The following is a 17,351-nucleotide window of genomic DNA, read 5'->3' on the forward strand; positions in this document are numbered from 1 at the left end:
AGCGACGTGGTTGCGTCAAGCCCTTTCTGCACCCGAATTATGTCTAGTCTCTCTAAACTCCCAGTTTCTGTTCTAATTCCCGCCCGTAATGAAGAAGCAAATTTGCCCGCTTGTCTAGAAAGTGTTGCGCGAGCGGATCAGGTGTTTGTCGTCGATTCGCAAAGTAGCGATCTCTCTGTGGAAATTGCAGAGAGCTATGGGGCGAATGTGGTGCAGTTTCACTTCAATGGACGCTGGCCGAAGAAGAAAAATTGGTCGCTGGAAAATCTTCCATTTCGCAATGAGTGGGTGTTGATTGTAGACTGCGATGAGCGGATCACACCAGAACTGTGGGATGAGATTGAGACTGCAATTGAAAATCCAGAGTACGAAGGGTACTATCTGAATCGCCGTGTGTTCTTCTTAGGACAATGGATTCGCTATGGTGGCAAGTATCCCGACTGGAATTTGCGCTTGTTTAAACACGCAAAAGGTCGCTACGAAAACCTCAGCACTGAGGCAATTCGCAACACGGGGGACAACGAAGTCCATGAGCATGTTGTCATGTCTGAGAAAGTGGGCTATCTGCAAAATGATATGCTCCACATTGACTTCAAAGATCTTTATCACTGGCTAGACCGACACAATCGCTATTCTAATTGGGAAGCGAAGGTTTACCTAAATTTGCTCAATGGCAAAGACGATCAAGGAACGATCGGTGCAAATTTCTTTGGCGATTCGGTACAGCGCAAGCGATTTTTGAAGCGGATCTGGGTAAGATTGCCCTTCAAACCGACGCTAAGGTTCTTACTGGCTTATGTGTTCCGGCTTGGATTCCTAGATGGGAGAGCAGGCTATATCTATGCACGGTTGCTCAGCCAGTACGAGTTTCAAATTGGGGTGAAGCTGTATGAGCTACAGCAGTTTGGGGGAACGTTAAACACCCCGAAACCGAATCCAACTCCGATCGTACAACCAGAATCATGACAAGTTTGAAAGGGTCTGCGATCGACATAGATGCGCCTCCGCTCGTCGATTTACATTGTTATGATCAATCCTGGTACGATCGCGGTCGTCCAGGCTGGTATGTCTTACTATGGTGGTTGGTTCAATCGATCGTATTTCCCATCACTCCTCAACCTTTGAATCAAGTTCGCTGTGCCGTGTTGCGACTATTTGGGGCAAAAGTTGGCAAAGGGGTGCTCGTTCGTCCGACGGCACGGTTTACTTATCCCTGGAAAGTTGAGATCGGGGACTATAGCTGGATTGGCGATAATGTCGTGTTTTATAGTCTCGATCGTATTTCGGTTGGTTCTCATTGTGTGATTTCACAAAAGAGCTATCTGTGTACGGGAAGCCATGATTTGAGCGATCGCGCGTTTGGACTTGTCACACAAACGATTGAGATTGGGCATGGAGCCTGGATTGCGACAGATTGCTTTATTGCACCGGGAGTGCAGATTGGTTCCAATGCAGTGATTGGGGCGCGGAGCACCGTACTCAAGTCGATGCCAGCGCAATCAGTTTGTTGGGGGTCTCCTTGTCGATCGCACTATTTGCGAGAGATGCGAGTGCATTAGAGGAATCGCGAAGTATCCTATCGTTCTAGAGCATATTGATTCTGAGAATTGTGCAGAGAATTCCAGTTTCTCTCTCGTTCGTTAGAGGAGCAGAATCAATTGCGTCTCTAGGATGATCTGATGTCGCGTGAAAAGATTGCTCCTTTCCCGAAGTTTTCTGGACTCACTGCTTCAGTTGCTCCGAGAGTAATCTTTACGCAACAAGATTGCTTCAACCTCATGCAAGGACAATTTCATGGAACGAATTGCCTATTTAGGGCTAGGAACGATGGGTAGTGGTATGGCAGCTAATCTACTCAAAGCAGGATATTCTCTGACTGTTTGGAATCGCAGCCCAGAAGCCGGAAAGGCACTTGTCGAAAAGGGTGCAACTCAAGCAGAAACTCCTGCTCAAGCCGTCCAAGATGCGGATGTAATTTTCTATTGCCTTGCAAATGATCAGGTCGTTGAAGAAGTCGTCTTTGGACAGAATGGGATTTTATCGAATGTGCGATCGGGACAAATTGCGATCGACCAAAGTACCGTGCATCCCAGTACATCTCAGCGTCAAGCCGCAGCTTATGCAGAAAAACAAGTTGAGTTTCTAGATGCTCCAGTGTTTGGGAGTAAAAATGAATCGGCGGCAGGTGGATTGTGGATTGTAGTTGGCGGAAAACGAGCAGTCTTCGATCGTGTGCAGCCGATGCTCAATGCAATGAGCGAATCTGTTCACTACATGGGCGACACAGGCAAAGGCGCATCAATGAAGCTTGTAGGTAATTCGATCGTAGCAACTCAAATCGAAGCCCTTGGCGAAGCACTGGTGCTAGCAACGAAAGCAGGACTAAATCCGAAAGATGTCTTAGACGTGCTACATCGGGTTGATTTTCGTTCTCCGCTGTTTGATGGAATGGGTCAGACCCTCATCGATCGCGATTTCACACCGAGCTTTGCACTCAAACATTTACTCAAAGATGCCAACTTGATTGCTCGATTTGCTCAAGATCTAAACGCTCCAACTCCTGCGGCAGTCGCCGTACGAGAAACTATCAAAGCCGCTGTAAATCAAGGATGGGGCGAAGAAAATGCGTCTGCATTTATCAAAATGCTGGAACTCGAAGCAGATGTAACGATTGCACCTTAAATTGCAGATTTCCATCACTTTTTAACCAATCATTTTTTGACTAATCACGTTTTAATCAGGAGAAGCTACCATGACTGCTACCGCTCCAAAACGCCCCCCTCAATCGACTGCACCTACTCCCTACACAGGTCTCGATCGCTTATTTATCGGTGGACGCTGGGTACAAGGTCGCTCTGAACACAAAGTTACTTTGATCGATCCTTATCGCAAAACCTCGATCGCTGAATTTCAAGCTGCGAGTGAACAAGACATTCAGGAAGCTTATCAAGCGGCGAAGAAAGCTCAAATTGAGTGGGCACAGGCATTACCGAGTGAGCGATCACAAGTCATGCAGCGAGCTACCGAAATCATGAAAGCGCGTCAAGAAGAAATTGTCTCTTGGCTGATTCGAGAAGCAGGCAGCCCGCGCAATAAAGCGATGCTCGAATGGCAAGCGGCTTATGCGCTCATGCAGCAAGCGGTTGGAATTCCGTATCAAGCAGAAGGTCATGTGCTACCTGCTGACCTGCCTGGAAAAGAAAGTCGCGTGTATCGTCAACCTGTGGGCGTTGTTGGGGTTGTCAGTCCTTGGGATTTTGCGCTACACCTTGCGAATCGATCGATTGCTCCTGCTCTAGCCCTTGGCAATGCAGTTGTACAAAAGACACCTTCGACTACTCCGATTTCTGGTGGTCTAATCCTTGCCAAAATCTATGAGGAAGCGGGTCTTCCGCCGGGTGTGTTTAGTGTGATTGCTGGAAAAGCTAGTGAGATCGGTGATGTTTTTGTGACGCATCCGATTCCACGAGTGATTACCTTTACAGGTTCAACTAAAGCAGGGCGGCATATTGGACAACTCGCGATGAGTAGCCCAATTATGAAACGAGTGTCACTTGAACTCGGTGGAAGTAGTCCATTTGTTGTCTTAGATGATGCAGACCTAGAGCTTGCTGTGAATGCTGCGGTGTTTGGTAAGTTCTTGAATTCCGGTCAGATTTGTATGAGCATCAATCGCTTTGTGGTTGATCAGCGGGTGCATGATGAATTTGTCGATCGCTTTGTCGATCGAGTTCGCGCTCTTAAAATCGGCGACCCGAATGATCCGGATACTGTGATTGGTCCAATCATTGATCAAGCTCAGCTCGATTCACTGCTAGAGCATATCGAATCGGCTCATCAAGAGGGTGCGCGTCAATTGTTAGGCGGTGAACCAGAAGGATTAGTTCTACCGCCGCATGTCTTTGTTGATGTAAACAATGAAATGCGAGTGGCACGCGAGGAAATGTTTGGACCGATCGCTTCAATTCTGAAAGTACGCGACGAAGCAGAAGCGCTACAGATCGCAAATGCGACTGAATATGGACTATCGAGTGCAGTATTCACTCGTGATGAAGGTCGAGGATTGCGGTTTGCACTGCAAGTCGAAGCAGGCATGACACACATCAATGATCAGACTGTGAATGATTTACCGAATGCACCGTTTGGCGGTGAGAAAAACAGCGGAATTGGTCGATTTGGAGGCAGTTGGGTGGTTGAAGAATTTACCACTGACCATTGGATCACAGTGCAACATACACCGCGTGTTTATCCTTTCTAGCTAGAGATCGTAGAGGATGCTTTAAGAGTAATTGTTGAGACGCATTTGCCTGCCCCGGAATGCATTCGGGGCGGAGGCAGGTCACACGTCGGAACCTTTGACGCACACTAATTTACCAATTTCTTAAAACACACTCTAAGGACGATCAACTAAGATTTTGCCAGTATAGCCTGCGTTATGATAGCGATCGAGAACTGCTTGGATCGCATTTTTAAGCTCAGCATTAGAATCAATTAGAGCTACACAAGCCCCTCCAAATCCTGCACCTGTCAGTCTTGCTCCTAATACGCCTGGGGTCTCCTGCAGGATTGCGACCAGCATATCTAATCCTTCCACCGACACATCATAGTCATCTCGTAAGCTTGCATGAGACGCATTCATCAATTGCCCAAAACGTTGAGCAGATACCCCAAGGCGTGCTTCTAAAACCCGATTATTTTCTGTAATGACATGACGCGCACGTTCTTGTAGCGGACTCGGTAAAGCAGCGATATCGCTGATATCCTGAACATCTCTCAGCGCTGGAACACTGAGCAATCTTGCTGCTTCCTCACATTCTGACCGACGCTGATTGTATCCACTCCCTGCTAACGTGCGCGGAATCCCACTATCTATCACCAAAAATGTAGATGCTTCTGGAAATGGCAGTAATTCTCGATCGAGTGTTCGCGTGTCAAGAAATAAAAGATGCTCAGAATCAGCTAGGCTTGATGCCATCTGATCCATAATGCCGCACTGTACGCCAGCAAAAGTTCGTTCTGCATACTGCCCAAACTGTGCAATCTGAACATCATCGATTTTGAGATTGAGAAGCGATCGTAACGCACGTAGCATCGCCACTTCTAACGCAGCACTACTCGATAAACCAGAACCAATCGGAACAGAAGACGTGACAAAGATATTCAGCGGTGGAATAACTATACCTTGTTCTTCGATCGCACGAATACAGCCGATCACATAGCGACTAAATCCTTGAGGAATCGGATCACGCGAAGAGAAATTGACTTGCTCTTCTAAATCGTGAGAGTAAATATGAAATTGATCATCGGAGCTAGTTCCAAGGCAAACCGTAGTATGTTGGGGAATTGCTGTGGGCAGAACAAAGCCGTCATTGTAATCAGTATGTTCGCCGAGTAAATTCACTCGTCCGGGTGCGATCGCTTGCACATCGGGAGCAGCGTTAAAAATTTGCTCAAATGTAAATGTAGTGGCTGTACTCATATCAGTCAAACTAGATTCGTTCTAGAGGCAGAGGACGTTGTTGCTGATGCACTTCGATGCTATTCCAGCTTGGATCAAGGGTGAGATTTTCGAGATGATCATCTTCGTGGAGCAAGAAGGTATCTTCGATTTTTGCTCCTGATAAACTGGGATTCCAAGCGATCGCTGTATTTGCAGCTAAGCGATCGCTTGTAGTCGGGGTTGCAATCACTTCACGGGATAAATACCCAGTTGTTCCACCCTGATGATGTTCACGAATCGCATTTGGATAACCATGCTGTTCGTATGCTTGTTGTAAAGTGAGATAAATCTGATCTAGGGGCGTTCCCACTCGACATTGATTGAGCGCCGCAGCTTCAATTTCTCGAACTTGATGGTGTAAGCTTGCTTCTGTCTCTGAGAGACGATCGAAGTAAACAAAGCGGGTCAGATTGGCATATAGACCGAATCCACGCGCACAAAAGACTAGCATCGCAGCTCGTCCAATTTTTTCTTGTTTAGGAAGCGTATGGCGATATTTTTGCAGACGTTGTTCTCCAGCAGCTAGAGTCAAAGCAGGATGAAGTCCTCTTGTCCAAAGAGCAGCAGCTCCCGCTCCCGCAAGTTGCACTTCTGTCCAATCGGGGCGAGCCTGGGTCAGCACTTCGGTCATGGCTGCGCTAGCGAGTTTTCCAATTTGGCGATAGCGCTCGACTTCACTAGGCAACAGCGATCGTTTACGATTTACCAACGTATTCGGCAGAGATGTTTCTGCTAGGATAGGGCGATCGTTGAGAGTCATCAAGGGTAAATCACTGATGATTCGTCCGCCTTGAGTTGTCTCTCGCACAAAAGCTTCTCGAATATCGATCTCTGTCCAGGGATTGACGGTGAACTGATAAGCAGATCCAGCGGAAAGTTCTTCGTCTTGAAGCCGTTGAGCTTCGATTTCATCCGTCAAAATCCAAGCTCCGTCTAGGGTAACCAGTACTTCAGCCACACCTGTCTCAGCAGCTAGTAAAACCATATTCGAGCCGCCTGCGGTTGCCCAGGAAAACCAATCAATTCCGCGCAACCGCAAACCCGTCGCATGAGTTTCGTGCAACGCTTTACGCATCCAGCTTAGTTTTTGTTCGATCTCCGCATTGCGTTGCTGGTTAAGCGTTGAGGGATGGTCGCTGAGTTGGGTTCGCATTATTGTTCTCCTGATTCTAAGATGGGGATCGCAGTACACTAGCTCCGTTTAATGTTTAAATTCTCTGTTAAAGAATGTTCTAAAGGTCATCGTTGAGATGCATTCACCTGCCCCGGACTGGAAGTCGGGGCTAATTGAACGAAGTCCCTGCAGGGGACTAACAGCCAATCAGAATTAGGTCTTCAGTCCTTTTCAAAGGACTTCGCACTGTTAGCCCCGACTTCCAGTCCGGGGCGAGATAGAACGCAGCGAGGAAACCGTTGATATTTTTAAACATCCTCTTAAACCTTCACTCTGTCATCTAGTTGGACTGTTACAGCTTGTAGTTCTTTGACTTTATCTTCGGGAAGGGCATCATTCGCAAACATACCTGCTGCTAGTTCTGTGCCTGCTAGATATTTGAGTCGATCTGAGGTGCGGTAAGGCGGATAGAACTCTGCATGTAAGTGCCATTCAGGATGTGCTTGTCCATCTATCGGCGCTTGATACCACGCCATAAGGTAGGGAAACGCTCGCTGCCATAAGCCATCAAATTTCAACGTGACAGTTTTGAGTGCTCTTGCTAGCCCTTCACGCTGCTCAGGCGTTAAATCCATCAAGGTTGCAACTGGCTCAATCGGAGCGACCCAAACTTCGTAAGGATAGCGGGCACAGACGGGAACAAACGCGATCGCAACTTCATCCCGATACAAAATTCGTTGATCATCCGCAATTTCTTGCTGAATGAGGTCTTGTAATAGTCCGCGCTGGTGGCTTTGATAGTAAGCTTGCTGCTGCTGTCCCATGCGAGCTGGAACAGGCGGCACAAAAGGATAAGCATAGATTTGCCCATGCGGGTGATGAAGTGTAACACCAACTTCGACTCCTTTATTCTCAAACGGGAGAACATATTGAATCTGAGGAACTGCGCTCAACACACGAGTGCGATCGCCCCAAACTTGGATGAGCAACTCTAAGTGATCTAATTCCAGCGATGCTAGGGAAGCTTGCGGATCTTGAGTGAAGACAACAACTTCGCAAGCACCATTCGCAGGGAGCGTTTCAACAATTTCATGCGGCGCAGTTGTTGCTGTGACTAGCATCGAAGGAAACCGATTTTCAAACACTGCGACATCATAGTTTCCTTGGGGTAACTCGGTTGGAAATTCAGGATCACGGGTTGGAGCTAGGGGATTGTATTCTGGAGGCGGCATAAAGGTTCGCCCTTGACGGTGGCTTGCATAACAGACCCACTCGCCGCGCAAGGGATGCCATCGCAGATGAGGATTTGCCTGAATCGGCTCAGGGCTTGGGCTAGGAGCAATGATGTTTTCAGCGATCGCATTTCGACTATACAGAGTCAGTTTGCGACCATCCGGTTTGAGCAAAGTTTGAGAATACATACTCTATTGGCGCGCGAGGGTTTCGATAGACGGGGAAGACATCTCTTCTGATGCTGAAGTTATCTGATCAGGCTGTTGAGCATGTCGCTTTTGATGCCATTGCCACGCATGACTCAGAATACTCCGCAAATCAGCATGTTGAGGCTGCCATTTTAGAATTTGGCGTGCTTTCTCACTGCTGCCAACCAGAATCGGCGGATCGCCTGGACGACGATCGCGTTCTATCACCTGAATCGGGCTTCCTGTCACCTGTCGCGCCGTCTCAATTACCACTCTTTACGCAGGTTACTCTGGATCTTGACTCAGGAACTTCGCTAATTCTGGGTAACGTTACTTTATGACTAGTACTCAGATTTTGGCTGTGTATCCCTCAGTCGATAGCTCTCAGCATTTCATTTTGAGATTCTGACGGTTGCGGAGCTTCCCAGCGATCGAGAATCACTGCATTTGACACATTACCGATGATATTCATCACCGTTTTAAATCCATCCGTTAACCGGTCAACGCCTGCAACGATCGCAATTCCCTGTAACGGTAAACCTGCTGCGCTCAGAACAGTTGTCATCATAATAATTCCAGCGCCTGGAACTCCTGGGGTACTAAAAGAAACCAAAAAAGTACTGAGTGAGATCGCTAAAACTAAAGATGTGGTCAGTGGAATATCGTACATTTGAGCAATGAACACAGCATTGAATCCTTGCAGAATGGCAGAGCCATCGCGTTTTAAGGCTGTCCCTAACGGAATTGCGAAACTTGCGATGTCTTCGCGCAATCCATACTCTTCCTGAACGTCTTTGAGTAAGATCGGGAGCGCTGCGTTAGAACTGGCTGTTCCAAATGCTAAAGATAGCGCAGGAACTAGACTTTGTAGTAATTTGATCGGTTTTGCTTTGAGAAAAAAGAGGATCAATAGATAAAAGCCCACCATCAGCAGACTACCAACGAGGAGAAAGAACACATAATTAAAGAGCTTAAGAATCAGTTGCAATCCCTCTGTCGCAATCACCGAGCTAATCAAAGCAAACACACCGATCGGGGCGACGTACAAAATGAGAGAGAGAACTTTCTCAAAAATTGCATAACAGCTCTCAACAAAGCTGACGAAACTCGCTGCCTTTTCTCCAACAAGCTGAATCGCTACGCCGATCAATGCTGATGAAAAAATCACCTGAAGCAAATTTCCATTGCTCAACGCTTCGATCGGATTCGTCGGGATCAAACTGACCAGCCAATCAATCAGCGACTGAGATTGTGCGATCGCTTCCATATCGATTGTTCCAGACCCAGATACACCAACTCCAGGACGGATCACCACTGCCAGCACCAATCCCACAACGACGGCAACTCCGCTTGTTAAGCAGTAACTCAAAATCAGCTTGACGGCATAGCGTCCAACCTGAGCCGCATTTTGAATCCGAGTCAGTCCCAAAATTAGTGAAGAAAACACGATCGGGACAACCACGAATTGGATCAATCGTAAAAAAGAAGTCCCCACGGGTGTGAGCAAATACTGATCGAGTGGAGCGATCGCACTCGGAAAGAAATCATGTAACACTGACCCAAATCCAATCCCAATTCCCATCGCCACGAGGATGAGCGTTGATAAACTCATAGCTGACATCAAGTAAAAACTGCCCTCAATCTATCATCGTCGATTGCCCCAAACTGCTTGACGCGCAACTTTCACAGTTTTATGTCACATTACAAGATGTAAAGATTGCGCGATCCCGATGGAATTAAAAGTTCTCCCAAAACAGGCAATTCTTGCCAAAACCTTTCACTGGATCAATGTTGTCAGTTTATTTATCATGCTGACCAGTGGAATCCAGATCTACAATGCCAATCCTGTGTTTGGAGGACGGCAAGGCATGACCATTCCGCCCATTTTTGCCTTAGGAGGATGGCTGGCAGGTGGGCGAGATTGGCACTTTGCAGGCATGTGGCTTTTCTCACTCAATTTACTTTGGTATGGGATTTACGTACTTGTGACCCGGCGATGGCGGCATCGATTTGTGGGCACAAACGATATTCAAGCCCTGCAAACTGGAAAGAATCCCAAACGCAAAGCGTATGCGTGGCATCGACTCGTTTATACGTCGATCGTGCCGATTCTCCTGCTTGCCATTCTCAGCGGGATTGGTATGTATAAACCCGCTCAATTTCCTTGGATTGTCGAGATGTTTGGCGACTGGCAAGCGTTGCGAGTGGTGCATTTCCTAAGTGTGCCAACGGTGATTGGATTTGCGATCGTTCATTCTCTCCTCGTGCTGAAAGTCGGCGGCAGTCGCCTCATCGATTCAATGTTCTGGTAAACCTCATGCAAAACTTTTCGCGACGTGACTTTCTCAAAATTGCTGGCATTTCAAGCTCAGGGTTAATTCTGGGTGGCTGTGGAGTCCCTATCTTTGCAGATGTGGTTGGAGCCGTTTCAGAACCCTTCAATCAAAAATTTGAAGAACTGCTATTCAAGCCCCAAACTCCCGTGCCAGAATTCGCAGTGAGTCAGATTGAACCGGCTCAATTGATCGTCAACACCTTCGGATTCACCCCACAAATCGATCCTGCTCGCTTCCGTCTGATCATTGATGGCGAAGTCAATCAACCGATGTCACTTAGCCTAGAAGACATTTACAAATTACCCTTGACCTCAATGATCATTCGTCACGTGTGTGTCGAGGGTTGGGCAGCGATCGTGCAATGGGGCGGAGTTAGACTGCGCGATTTAATTCAACTCGCACAGCCTAAACCCGGTGTGCAATATGTCTATTTTCAATCTGCCGATCGCTATTTAGAAAGTTGGGATCTGCGATCGTGTTTGCATCCTCAAACACTGATGGCTTATCAAAAGAACGGTCAACCCTTACCGATCGAAAATGGCGCACCTCTCCGCCTCGCCTCCCCGATCAAATTAGGCTACAAACAAAGCAAATGGGTGACTCGCATTACGCTCGTCAGCCAACTCGGTCGCTCAAAAGGCTACTGGGAAGATCAAGGCTACGAATGGTTTGCAGGATTATAAAGTCTTACATTCAATGTTCATGTTTCACCTGTGCTCAGCCTTCAAAACCGACACAATTTGTGGGCTGAGCAGAGCCGAAATCCGATCATCGCAGTCTATTTAATTCAGTCTTTTTGAATCAGGTTCTCTCAAATATTTAAGACTTACCCTTCTTCTGATCCTCGATAAATCGGCAGTAGCACATTAAACGTCGATCCATCTCCTACCCGGCTCTTTACCGAGATAGAACCTCCGCAATGCAGCAACAATTTTTGAACGATCGTTAAACCCAATCCAGCCCCGCCCATATCTTCATCCACCGCTTGCCGCACCCGATAAAAGCGATCGAAAATCTTCGGAATCTCTCCAGCCGCAATGCCAATGCCCGTATCGCGAAACTCAAGCTGCACATAATCACCCTGCTGCTTCGCTCTCACCCAGACCTGTCCCCCTCGCGGTGTGAACTTGATTCCGTTGTGCAACAGATTAATCACAATCTGCTTCAACCAAGTCGGAAAGCACGAAATTGCAGGCAAATTCTCTGGAATCGTATAGGCTAACCGCACCCCTTTCTCTTCTGCTAGTGGTTGATATGTACTCACGACTCCCGGCACAATATCCCCCAAACTTAACGCCTGAACCGTGGTTTGCTCTGCCATCTGATCTAAGCTCACGAGATCGAGCAAACTTGTAATCAGTGAACTTTGGCGATCGCATTCTCTCGCCAACAAATCCATATAGCGCTGCTTTTGAGGCGGCTTTAGACTCGGCGAATTTAGCAACGTCAATGCCGTTTTCATATTGGTCAATGGCGTGCGTAACTCCTGCCCTACATTATGCAGAAACTCATCTTTCAACCGAATTGTACTCAGTAATTCCTCATTCTGAAGCTGAAGCAAATTCGCCATTTCAGCTTGTTTGCGATGGGTACTTGCCCGCTGCCATAATTCCTCTTGTCGCTGAATATGCTTTGTTAACAATTGATTGACGAGCATCGGATCGAACGTCTCCCACTCTGGCAACGTCGCACTCCTAGGCATAAGAGGCTGTAAACTTGCGATCGCTTCGCGCACGACGATCGGATCAACGACCAAAAATGCCATCAAAGACTGCTTCTTCTCAGTGCCGTCTTCATCCACTTGAACCAGCGTATCCCCTTCCCGTAAAACCGGGGCAAGTCTTGCCCGATGCCCCACTAACAAACCACAAAACTGTTTCGACCAGATCAGCAAAAAATATTCTCGTCTTAACGGACTCTCCGGCGATACTAAAACTGTTGAGGGCTGGTTTGTCCCCGTCCGCTCAAGCCCTGCGAATGCCTGTTTTAAGTCAGCATCGGGATTGTCGTCTCGCTGATTCTTAAAGCAGTGAATTTGTTGATCCGCCCCTGCTCGCTCCAAATAGCGATCAAACTCTGTTTGCCACGCATCTCCCTTCGGTAACTTTACCCATACCGAAGCTGTATCATTCTGCTCAACCAGTAGATCGAGGAGGCTACTCATCAATGCCTTAAATGTCACCGGGCTAACTTGCATCGCAAACGGCGCTGAAGTCGAACCCGCGACCAGTTCATATAAAGAAATCTCAGAAGCCAAAACTGATGTCATAGAAAGTTATCAAGGGAAATGGGGAACAAAAAGCAGAATCGTGCAATCTGAATGTTCTTCTATATCTATCCGCAATTCAAGAAAATAGATAAGAAATTTTGAATAATCTTCAGATATATAGAAAAAAAAGCCGGAAATTACGGAGAAAATAGCGTTTTTAGGAATAAACGCCATACTTTCATCTCAGCGACTGTTCCTCAGCAGTTTACTCTTCCTATGTCATTTCAGCACGAGGGATCTGACCCTAGAATTCGTCAGATGCCTCGATTTCTATCCCCATTAATCATCCGCAAGATATAATTCTTTGACCCATAATTCTGCCTTTTTATCAATGATTTTTAATAAATGGTGACATAATGTGGGCGTAATCAGTTGAGAGGCGACTGAAGCCTTTCAATATCAACCGTCGTTTTCACTGGAGAAATCACTGCAATGGCTGGACAAATGTGCTGGTTGGCAGGATTGGGTGGGGGTACGAAGATTCTGCATTTACGTGAACAGTCCCACCAAACTTGGACACCTTATCACTCGTTTCCCCAATACCGCGTTCCCGATTTACAAATTCGCGGCGCATCGAAGGGATGGACAACTTATCAGAAGCTTCGCAATGCCGGATGGTCTCTGATTGCAACGGCAGATGCCTACAAACCCCAATATTCTCAGTCGGAAGCAATCAATCGACCGTCTTAGATTGCAACTTCGCACTAGCCTAGTCTTGCTTGTGCGCTATATTCACTCGCTTTGGTATAGTCTCCAAGCATCGAGAATGCTGACTTGAGATTGCTGAGTAAATACAACTCCAATCGCTCATCCTGGTTCTGACGTGCCAGTTCCAATCGCTGCTGATAATATTTGATTGCGCAAGTCGTTCGACCTAATGCTTCATAAGCCACACACAGGCTCCCCAACGCTTGTTCCTGTGTGCGGACATCACCTAATTTTTGTGCAATCTCAACTCGCCGCAGATTATATGCGATCGCAGTTTCATAATTTCCGGTCACATTACAAGCGTTGCCTAAATTCCGTAAAACCTGCAATTCCAACCGCTGGTCACCTAATTTACCTGCTAACTCTAATCGTTGTTGGTAATAAGCGATGGCTTGCTCAAAATCGCCGAGCGCGTAGAAGGCGTTGCCTAAATTCTTCAAAATCTGTCCCGTGGCGACATAATCTTGCAATTTCTGGGCGATTTCCAATGCTTTCTGCTCACACTTGATCGCGATCTCCGGTTCATTTGCTGCCTTGTAGGCTAATCCCAAATTGTTCAGGGCTGCCATCTCACTCCGCTGATCGCGAAGTTCCTGCGCTAACATCAAACTCTGTTTCTGATAGTCGATCGCTTTCTCGTGGTCTGCAAGATGTCGATACGCATTTCCGAGTGTTCCCAACAGTTTGACGCTACTGAGATACTGCCGAATTTGCTGCGCTAGGACAAGACTCCGCTGCGAATAATCGATCGCTTTTGCATACTCGCCCAACGTATAGCAGACTTGTCCTAATGCCTCAAGAGCCTGCTTTGCGCCTTGCTGATCATTCATTTCCCAATACAGAAGATGCGCTTTCTGCAATGTATTGAGCGCTGCATGGAGTTCTCCGCGTTGATGTAACTCTATTCCCAAGTTCAACAGTTGATTTGCCTCGGCACCATCTGCATGGAATGATTCTGAGACAACTCTGTTCGCATCTTCGATCGGGAGAACAGTGTCGCGCTCCACTGAAAGCTGATCGTGCTTGGGATTTGAATCAAGAGTCATAGCAACACCCCGCCCTACGTTAGGATTTCAGGAATTTCACCCTAGAGCCTAGCTTGTTCATCCCTGTGGAGCGTTCCGTGAAACTGCGAGTTTTACTTCTCCAAGCACGGTGCCAGCTAAAATCTGCCTATTTCTGTTCGGTGAGCCACTGAATAATGAACTCATTGACAACCTCTGGACGCTCGTCATGGGGGCAATGTCCTGCATTAGGAATTGAGACGAATTGCACAGGCTGGGAGTGGACAAGGGATTGGTAGATTTGTGATCCTGCGATCGGTGTCCAAGGGTCTGCTTCCCCCCAAATCACCAGAAGCGGGGATTGAATATTCGGTAATAACTCGGTTGGTTTCGGTCCCGGCGGTGCCATCAACACAGATGCAAAGACTTGCTGAGCGCCTGGGTGACAAGACGGCTCATGCAATAAATCCACTAATTCATCTGTGATCGCCTCCGGATCGCGGTAAACCTGCCTGAGACTGTTGCGAATTCGTCCTTTCTGACGCACTTGATCAAACATCCATCGTCCAAACTGCTTTGATCCAACCAATTTGGCAAATGTTCCCATGACCAATCGCAACGGCAGGTTTAACTCCTCCGGGCGATGATTCAGTCCGCCTGCTGGATTGAGCAAAACTCCACCTGCTGCGATTTCAGGGTGATTCGCTAAAATCATGAGGCAGAGCAATCCCCCGATCGAATTTCCGATAAACACGGTGGGTCGCTGAATGTTTGCTGCCCAAAAATCTCGAATTAATTCCACCCAAAGTTCAACGGTGTAGTCGAGTGCAGGCTTTGCCGATCCTCCAAATCCGAGCAGATCGATCGCATATACCTGATATCCTGCCTGTGCCAAGACTGGAATATTTTTTCGCCAATGCCCGATCGAAGCTCCGAACCCATGAATCAATACCAAAGGCTCCCCAGTTCCCAGGACGGTGTACTGAATCGAATGCCCTTGCCAATCCCACGTCAGTTTCTCAAACGTGGGCAGAGAGACGACTTGATTTGCAGTGCCAGTCATTTTATGAAGTTTTCTTAACTAATCTTCACTTATATTCTACTTCTTTCTCGGCTCTGGCTCTGAGGATTGCAATGCCCGATCTAAAATGGTGCGGGCTTGTTCGGCTTGCGATCGCGCTTCTCGATATCTCAGATTAGTCTGGGCATAGCTTTTCAAAACTTTAAAACCTTCTTTCAGCCCATTGATTTCTTCTTCGGTGACGAGATCATCTGTGAAGAGAACATCGATATGCTTCCGAACTTGGAGGGCTTCCGATCGAGATTCCTGTGCCTTTAATTTCAAAGTTGCCAGACTGCTTAACGTTTGCACAGCTTGATTAATCGCGTCTTCATCACTGGAAGGCTGACTACCAGGGTCTTTAATTTCGATAAAATTTTGCGGTCCGAAGCCATCTGCCAAGTCTGTTGGTAGTTTCTCTTCATCCATCAGTTCCATGAGTTGATCCATTGCTTTCTCGCGGGCTTTGGGCGAGTCTTTACCGGAAACAGTGAGGATAATTTCGGGGCTTTGAGCGAGGGTGTACTGAACCATTGAATGTAGCGCTAATTAACAATAAGAATATACATACTAACCTTATCTCTGAATAATGCGAATTGACCGGGGAGATCTCTGCAGTTAGGTCTCGAATTTTTTTGTTGGAGTTTCTTGACAGTTCCAAGTTAGTGTGCGATATTAATAAAGTACCAAATGCGGGTATAGCTCAGTGGTAGAGCGTCACCTTGCCAAGGTGAATGTCGCGCGTTCGAATCGCGTTACCCGCTTTCTAAAAGAAGTCTTCAAAAAGCCTTTGTTCCAAAGGCTTTTTGGGCCTTAAAGTGATATTTCTCTGACAGCAAACTTAGTGTAGTAGTGCTATCGTTTGGGTGTTTTTCAGGCGATTCCGGTAGTTTATTGAGGTAAGATTGGGGTAGATCTGAACCCCTTATCCCTGGAGAATTTTATGTACTTAAACTCTCCAGGTAAAGCTTTCAAGGAATCGGTTCAGGTTAAGAATTCTAAAGACTACTGCCACTGACGACATAGCCCAGTTGTTTCACAAGAGTTGAGCCAGCAGCACCGCCCACTAACCCGAACTGCTGCAATTGCTGCACCAAACGCAGTGTTTTTCTTGCCCAAGGTGCTGCCACTGCTGGAATCCGCTCGGTAAAGATTCGACGCAAACAGGTCGGATTGAGACAGAAGAACTTTCGCACTTTGACCTGGAGCGTCAGGCGGCATTGTGCCATTGACAAGTCTTCTAAGGTTCGTTGATAACGGCTATGCACTCGTTGGCTAGATTGACGACAAGCCGGGCATTCCGCCCTTGTCTGAGTTGAGGTGACGACCGCCCATAAGTGAGGTTCTGAATCCTTAAAATGCCAATGTTCGAGCCGAAGTTTTTGAGAGTCAGGCAGAAAATGTTGGAGGAGTTTCACAGCCTCTAGAATCCTGACGAGACGGATAGTTCTATTATGAGGCAAGATCACCAAAAGCTCGGAAGTTCCACATCAGGTACTTGTCCAAATTTGGTGAAGCAATTCGCTAGAATAGGGCAAGGAACGCTTCAGATGACTCGTGGAACTTTTACAACTACTACCTGACTCAGAACACATACAGATTCAAACCTATGAGCTAGATCGCGTTCAGAAGCAAGTGCAAATCAGTCTTTGCTCAACGCAAGCTTCTGCGCCCTGTCCAATTTGTCAGCAGGAAGCAATTCGAGTGCATAGCCGATATGAACGAACAATCGGGGATTTACCGTGGGAGGACTATCGGGTGGTGATGTAATTTGAAGTGCGAAAATTCTTCTGTGATAACGCCTCCTGTCATCGTCGGATCTTCAGCGAACGACTACATGAGATCGCTGCACCTTGGGCACGAATTGACGGGAGACACTCCCTGATCCAATTCCCTATGTCTAGAACACTACCCATTTCACGACCTAAGCCCAGGAAAG

The 17,351-nt window shown here is 47.2% G+C and carries 18 protein-coding genes and 1 tRNA gene; 9 read left to right on the forward strand and 10 right to left on the reverse strand.

Annotated elements, in window-relative coordinates; genetic code table 11:
- The first annotated feature begins 39 nt into the window (after positions 1–39).
- From ACMUEV_RS29740 to ACMUEV_RS29755, 4 genes are all read left to right on the forward strand, one after another.
- Positions 40–966, forward strand: coding sequence for a glycosyltransferase family 2 protein (locus ACMUEV_RS29740; protein WP_190650133.1), 927 nt, complete (start codon positions 40–42; stop codon positions 964–966).
- On the forward strand, positions 963–1,559 hold the full coding sequence (gene hpsU / locus ACMUEV_RS29745; RefSeq protein WP_190650131.1) for a hormogonium polysaccharide biosynthesis acetyltransferase HpsU: 597 nt from the start codon (positions 963–965) through the stop codon (positions 1,557–1,559). The genes ACMUEV_RS29740 and hpsU overlap by 4 nt, the downstream gene beginning before the upstream one ends.
- Positions 1,560–1,764: 205 nt before the next feature.
- Entirely contained in the window at positions 1,765–2,682 is a 918-nt protein-coding gene (locus ACMUEV_RS29750) for an NAD(P)-dependent oxidoreductase (RefSeq protein ID WP_347277597.1), read from the forward strand.
- A gap of 70 nt (positions 2,683–2,752) precedes the next feature.
- Positions 2,753–4,258: an aldehyde dehydrogenase family protein gene (locus tag ACMUEV_RS29755; protein ID WP_190650127.1), complete on the forward strand. Its 1,506-nt coding sequence runs from the start codon at positions 2,753–2,755 to the stop codon at positions 4,256–4,258.
- A 135-nt stretch (positions 4,259–4,393) separates the two neighbouring features.
- On the opposite strand, the gene galK is transcribed toward ACMUEV_RS29755, so the two are convergent.
- The 5 genes from galK to ACMUEV_RS29780 form a co-directional block, all read right to left on the reverse strand.
- Complete coding sequence (gene galK / locus ACMUEV_RS29760; protein WP_190650125.1) at positions 4,394–5,479, reverse strand: galactokinase; 1,086 nt, start codon at positions 5,477–5,479, stop codon at positions 4,394–4,396.
- Between the two features lie 10 nt (positions 5,480–5,489).
- A complete protein-coding gene (locus ACMUEV_RS29765; protein ID WP_190650123.1) occupies positions 5,490–6,653 on the reverse strand; it encodes a M24 family metallopeptidase in 1,164 nt (387 codons plus the stop codon).
- 281 nt (positions 6,654–6,934) lie between these two features.
- On the reverse strand, positions 6,935–8,035 hold the full coding sequence (gene galT, locus ACMUEV_RS29770) for a galactose-1-phosphate uridylyltransferase (protein WP_190650121.1): 1,101 nt from the start codon (positions 8,033–8,035) through the stop codon (positions 6,935–6,937).
- Positions 8,036–8,038: 3 nt separating this feature from the next.
- Positions 8,039–8,308 carry a hypothetical protein gene (locus tag ACMUEV_RS29775; RefSeq protein ID WP_347277594.1) on the reverse strand — a complete coding sequence of 90 codons (270 nt, stop codon included), beginning with the start codon at positions 8,306–8,308 and terminating at the stop codon, positions 8,039–8,041.
- Positions 8,309–8,405: 97 nt separating this feature from the next.
- Positions 8,406–9,647: a dicarboxylate/amino acid:cation symporter gene (locus ACMUEV_RS29780; RefSeq protein ID WP_190650119.1), complete on the reverse strand. Its 1,242-nt coding sequence runs from the start codon at positions 9,645–9,647 to the stop codon at positions 8,406–8,408.
- 118 nt (positions 9,648–9,765) lie between these two features.
- On the opposite strand from ACMUEV_RS29780, the gene ACMUEV_RS29785 reads away from it, so the two are divergent.
- Entirely contained in the window at positions 9,766–10,347 is a 582-nt protein-coding gene (locus ACMUEV_RS29785; protein ID WP_190650117.1) for a cytochrome b/b6 domain-containing protein, read from the forward strand.
- A 5-nt stretch (positions 10,348–10,352) separates the two neighbouring features.
- Positions 10,353–11,054, forward strand: coding sequence for a molybdopterin-dependent oxidoreductase (locus tag ACMUEV_RS29790; protein WP_190650115.1), 702 nt, complete (start codon positions 10,353–10,355; stop codon positions 11,052–11,054).
- A gap of 143 nt (positions 11,055–11,197) precedes the next feature.
- Here ACMUEV_RS29790 and ACMUEV_RS29795 read toward each other — a convergent pair whose 3' ends face one another.
- The gene (locus ACMUEV_RS29795) at positions 11,198–12,640 is read right to left on the reverse strand and encodes an ATP-binding protein (RefSeq protein WP_017285581.1); all 1,443 of its coding nucleotides are present in this window, start codon (positions 12,638–12,640) and stop codon (positions 11,198–11,200) included.
- Positions 12,641–13,072: 432 nt separating this feature from the next.
- Here ACMUEV_RS29795 and ACMUEV_RS29800 point away from each other — a divergent pair, with 432 nt between their 5' ends.
- Positions 13,073–13,330, forward strand: coding sequence for a hypothetical protein (locus ACMUEV_RS29800; RefSeq protein ID WP_017285580.1), 258 nt, complete (start codon positions 13,073–13,075; stop codon positions 13,328–13,330).
- 14 nt (positions 13,331–13,344) lie between these two features.
- On the opposite strand, the gene ACMUEV_RS29805 is transcribed toward ACMUEV_RS29800, so the two are convergent.
- The 3 genes from ACMUEV_RS29805 to ACMUEV_RS29815 all read right to left on the reverse strand — a co-directional run bounded on the left by ACMUEV_RS29805 (position 13,345) and on the right by ACMUEV_RS29815 (position 15,946).
- Positions 13,345–14,394 carry a tetratricopeptide repeat protein gene (locus tag ACMUEV_RS29805; protein WP_017285579.1) on the reverse strand — a complete coding sequence of 350 codons (1,050 nt, stop codon included), beginning with the start codon at positions 14,392–14,394 and terminating at the stop codon, positions 13,345–13,347.
- 127 nt (positions 14,395–14,521) lie between these two features.
- Positions 14,522–15,415 carry an alpha/beta fold hydrolase gene (locus tag ACMUEV_RS29810; protein ID WP_017285578.1) on the reverse strand — a complete coding sequence of 298 codons (894 nt, stop codon included), beginning with the start codon at positions 15,413–15,415 and terminating at the stop codon, positions 14,522–14,524.
- A 36-nt stretch (positions 15,416–15,451) separates the two neighbouring features.
- Positions 15,452–15,946 (reverse strand): hypothetical protein, encoded by a 495-nt coding sequence (locus tag ACMUEV_RS29815; RefSeq protein WP_190650113.1) that lies wholly within the window; start codon positions 15,944–15,946, stop codon positions 15,452–15,454.
- 158 nt (positions 15,947–16,104) lie between these two features.
- On the opposite strand from ACMUEV_RS29815, the gene ACMUEV_RS29820 reads away from it, so the two are divergent.
- Positions 16,105–16,176, forward strand: a tRNA-Gly gene (locus ACMUEV_RS29820).
- Positions 16,177–16,410: 234 nt separating this feature from the next.
- Here ACMUEV_RS29820 and ACMUEV_RS29825 read toward each other — a convergent pair.
- Positions 16,411–16,830 (reverse strand): transposase family protein, encoded by a 420-nt coding sequence (locus tag ACMUEV_RS29825; protein ID WP_190650111.1) that lies wholly within the window; start codon positions 16,828–16,830, stop codon positions 16,411–16,413.
- A 139-nt stretch (positions 16,831–16,969) separates the two neighbouring features.
- Here ACMUEV_RS29825 and ACMUEV_RS29830 point away from each other — a divergent pair, with 139 nt between their 5' ends.
- The gene (locus tag ACMUEV_RS29830) at positions 16,970–17,182 is read left to right on the forward strand and encodes a transposase family protein (protein ID WP_242044329.1); all 213 of its coding nucleotides are present in this window, start codon (positions 16,970–16,972) and stop codon (positions 17,180–17,182) included.
- Positions 17,183–17,351 lie beyond the last annotated feature (169 nt).

Source organism: Leptolyngbya sp. FACHB-1624 (assembly GCF_047649235.1).
GTDB classification, from domain to species: Bacteria; Cyanobacteriota; Cyanobacteriia; order Leptolyngbyales; family Leptolyngbyaceae; genus Leptolyngbya; species Leptolyngbya boryana.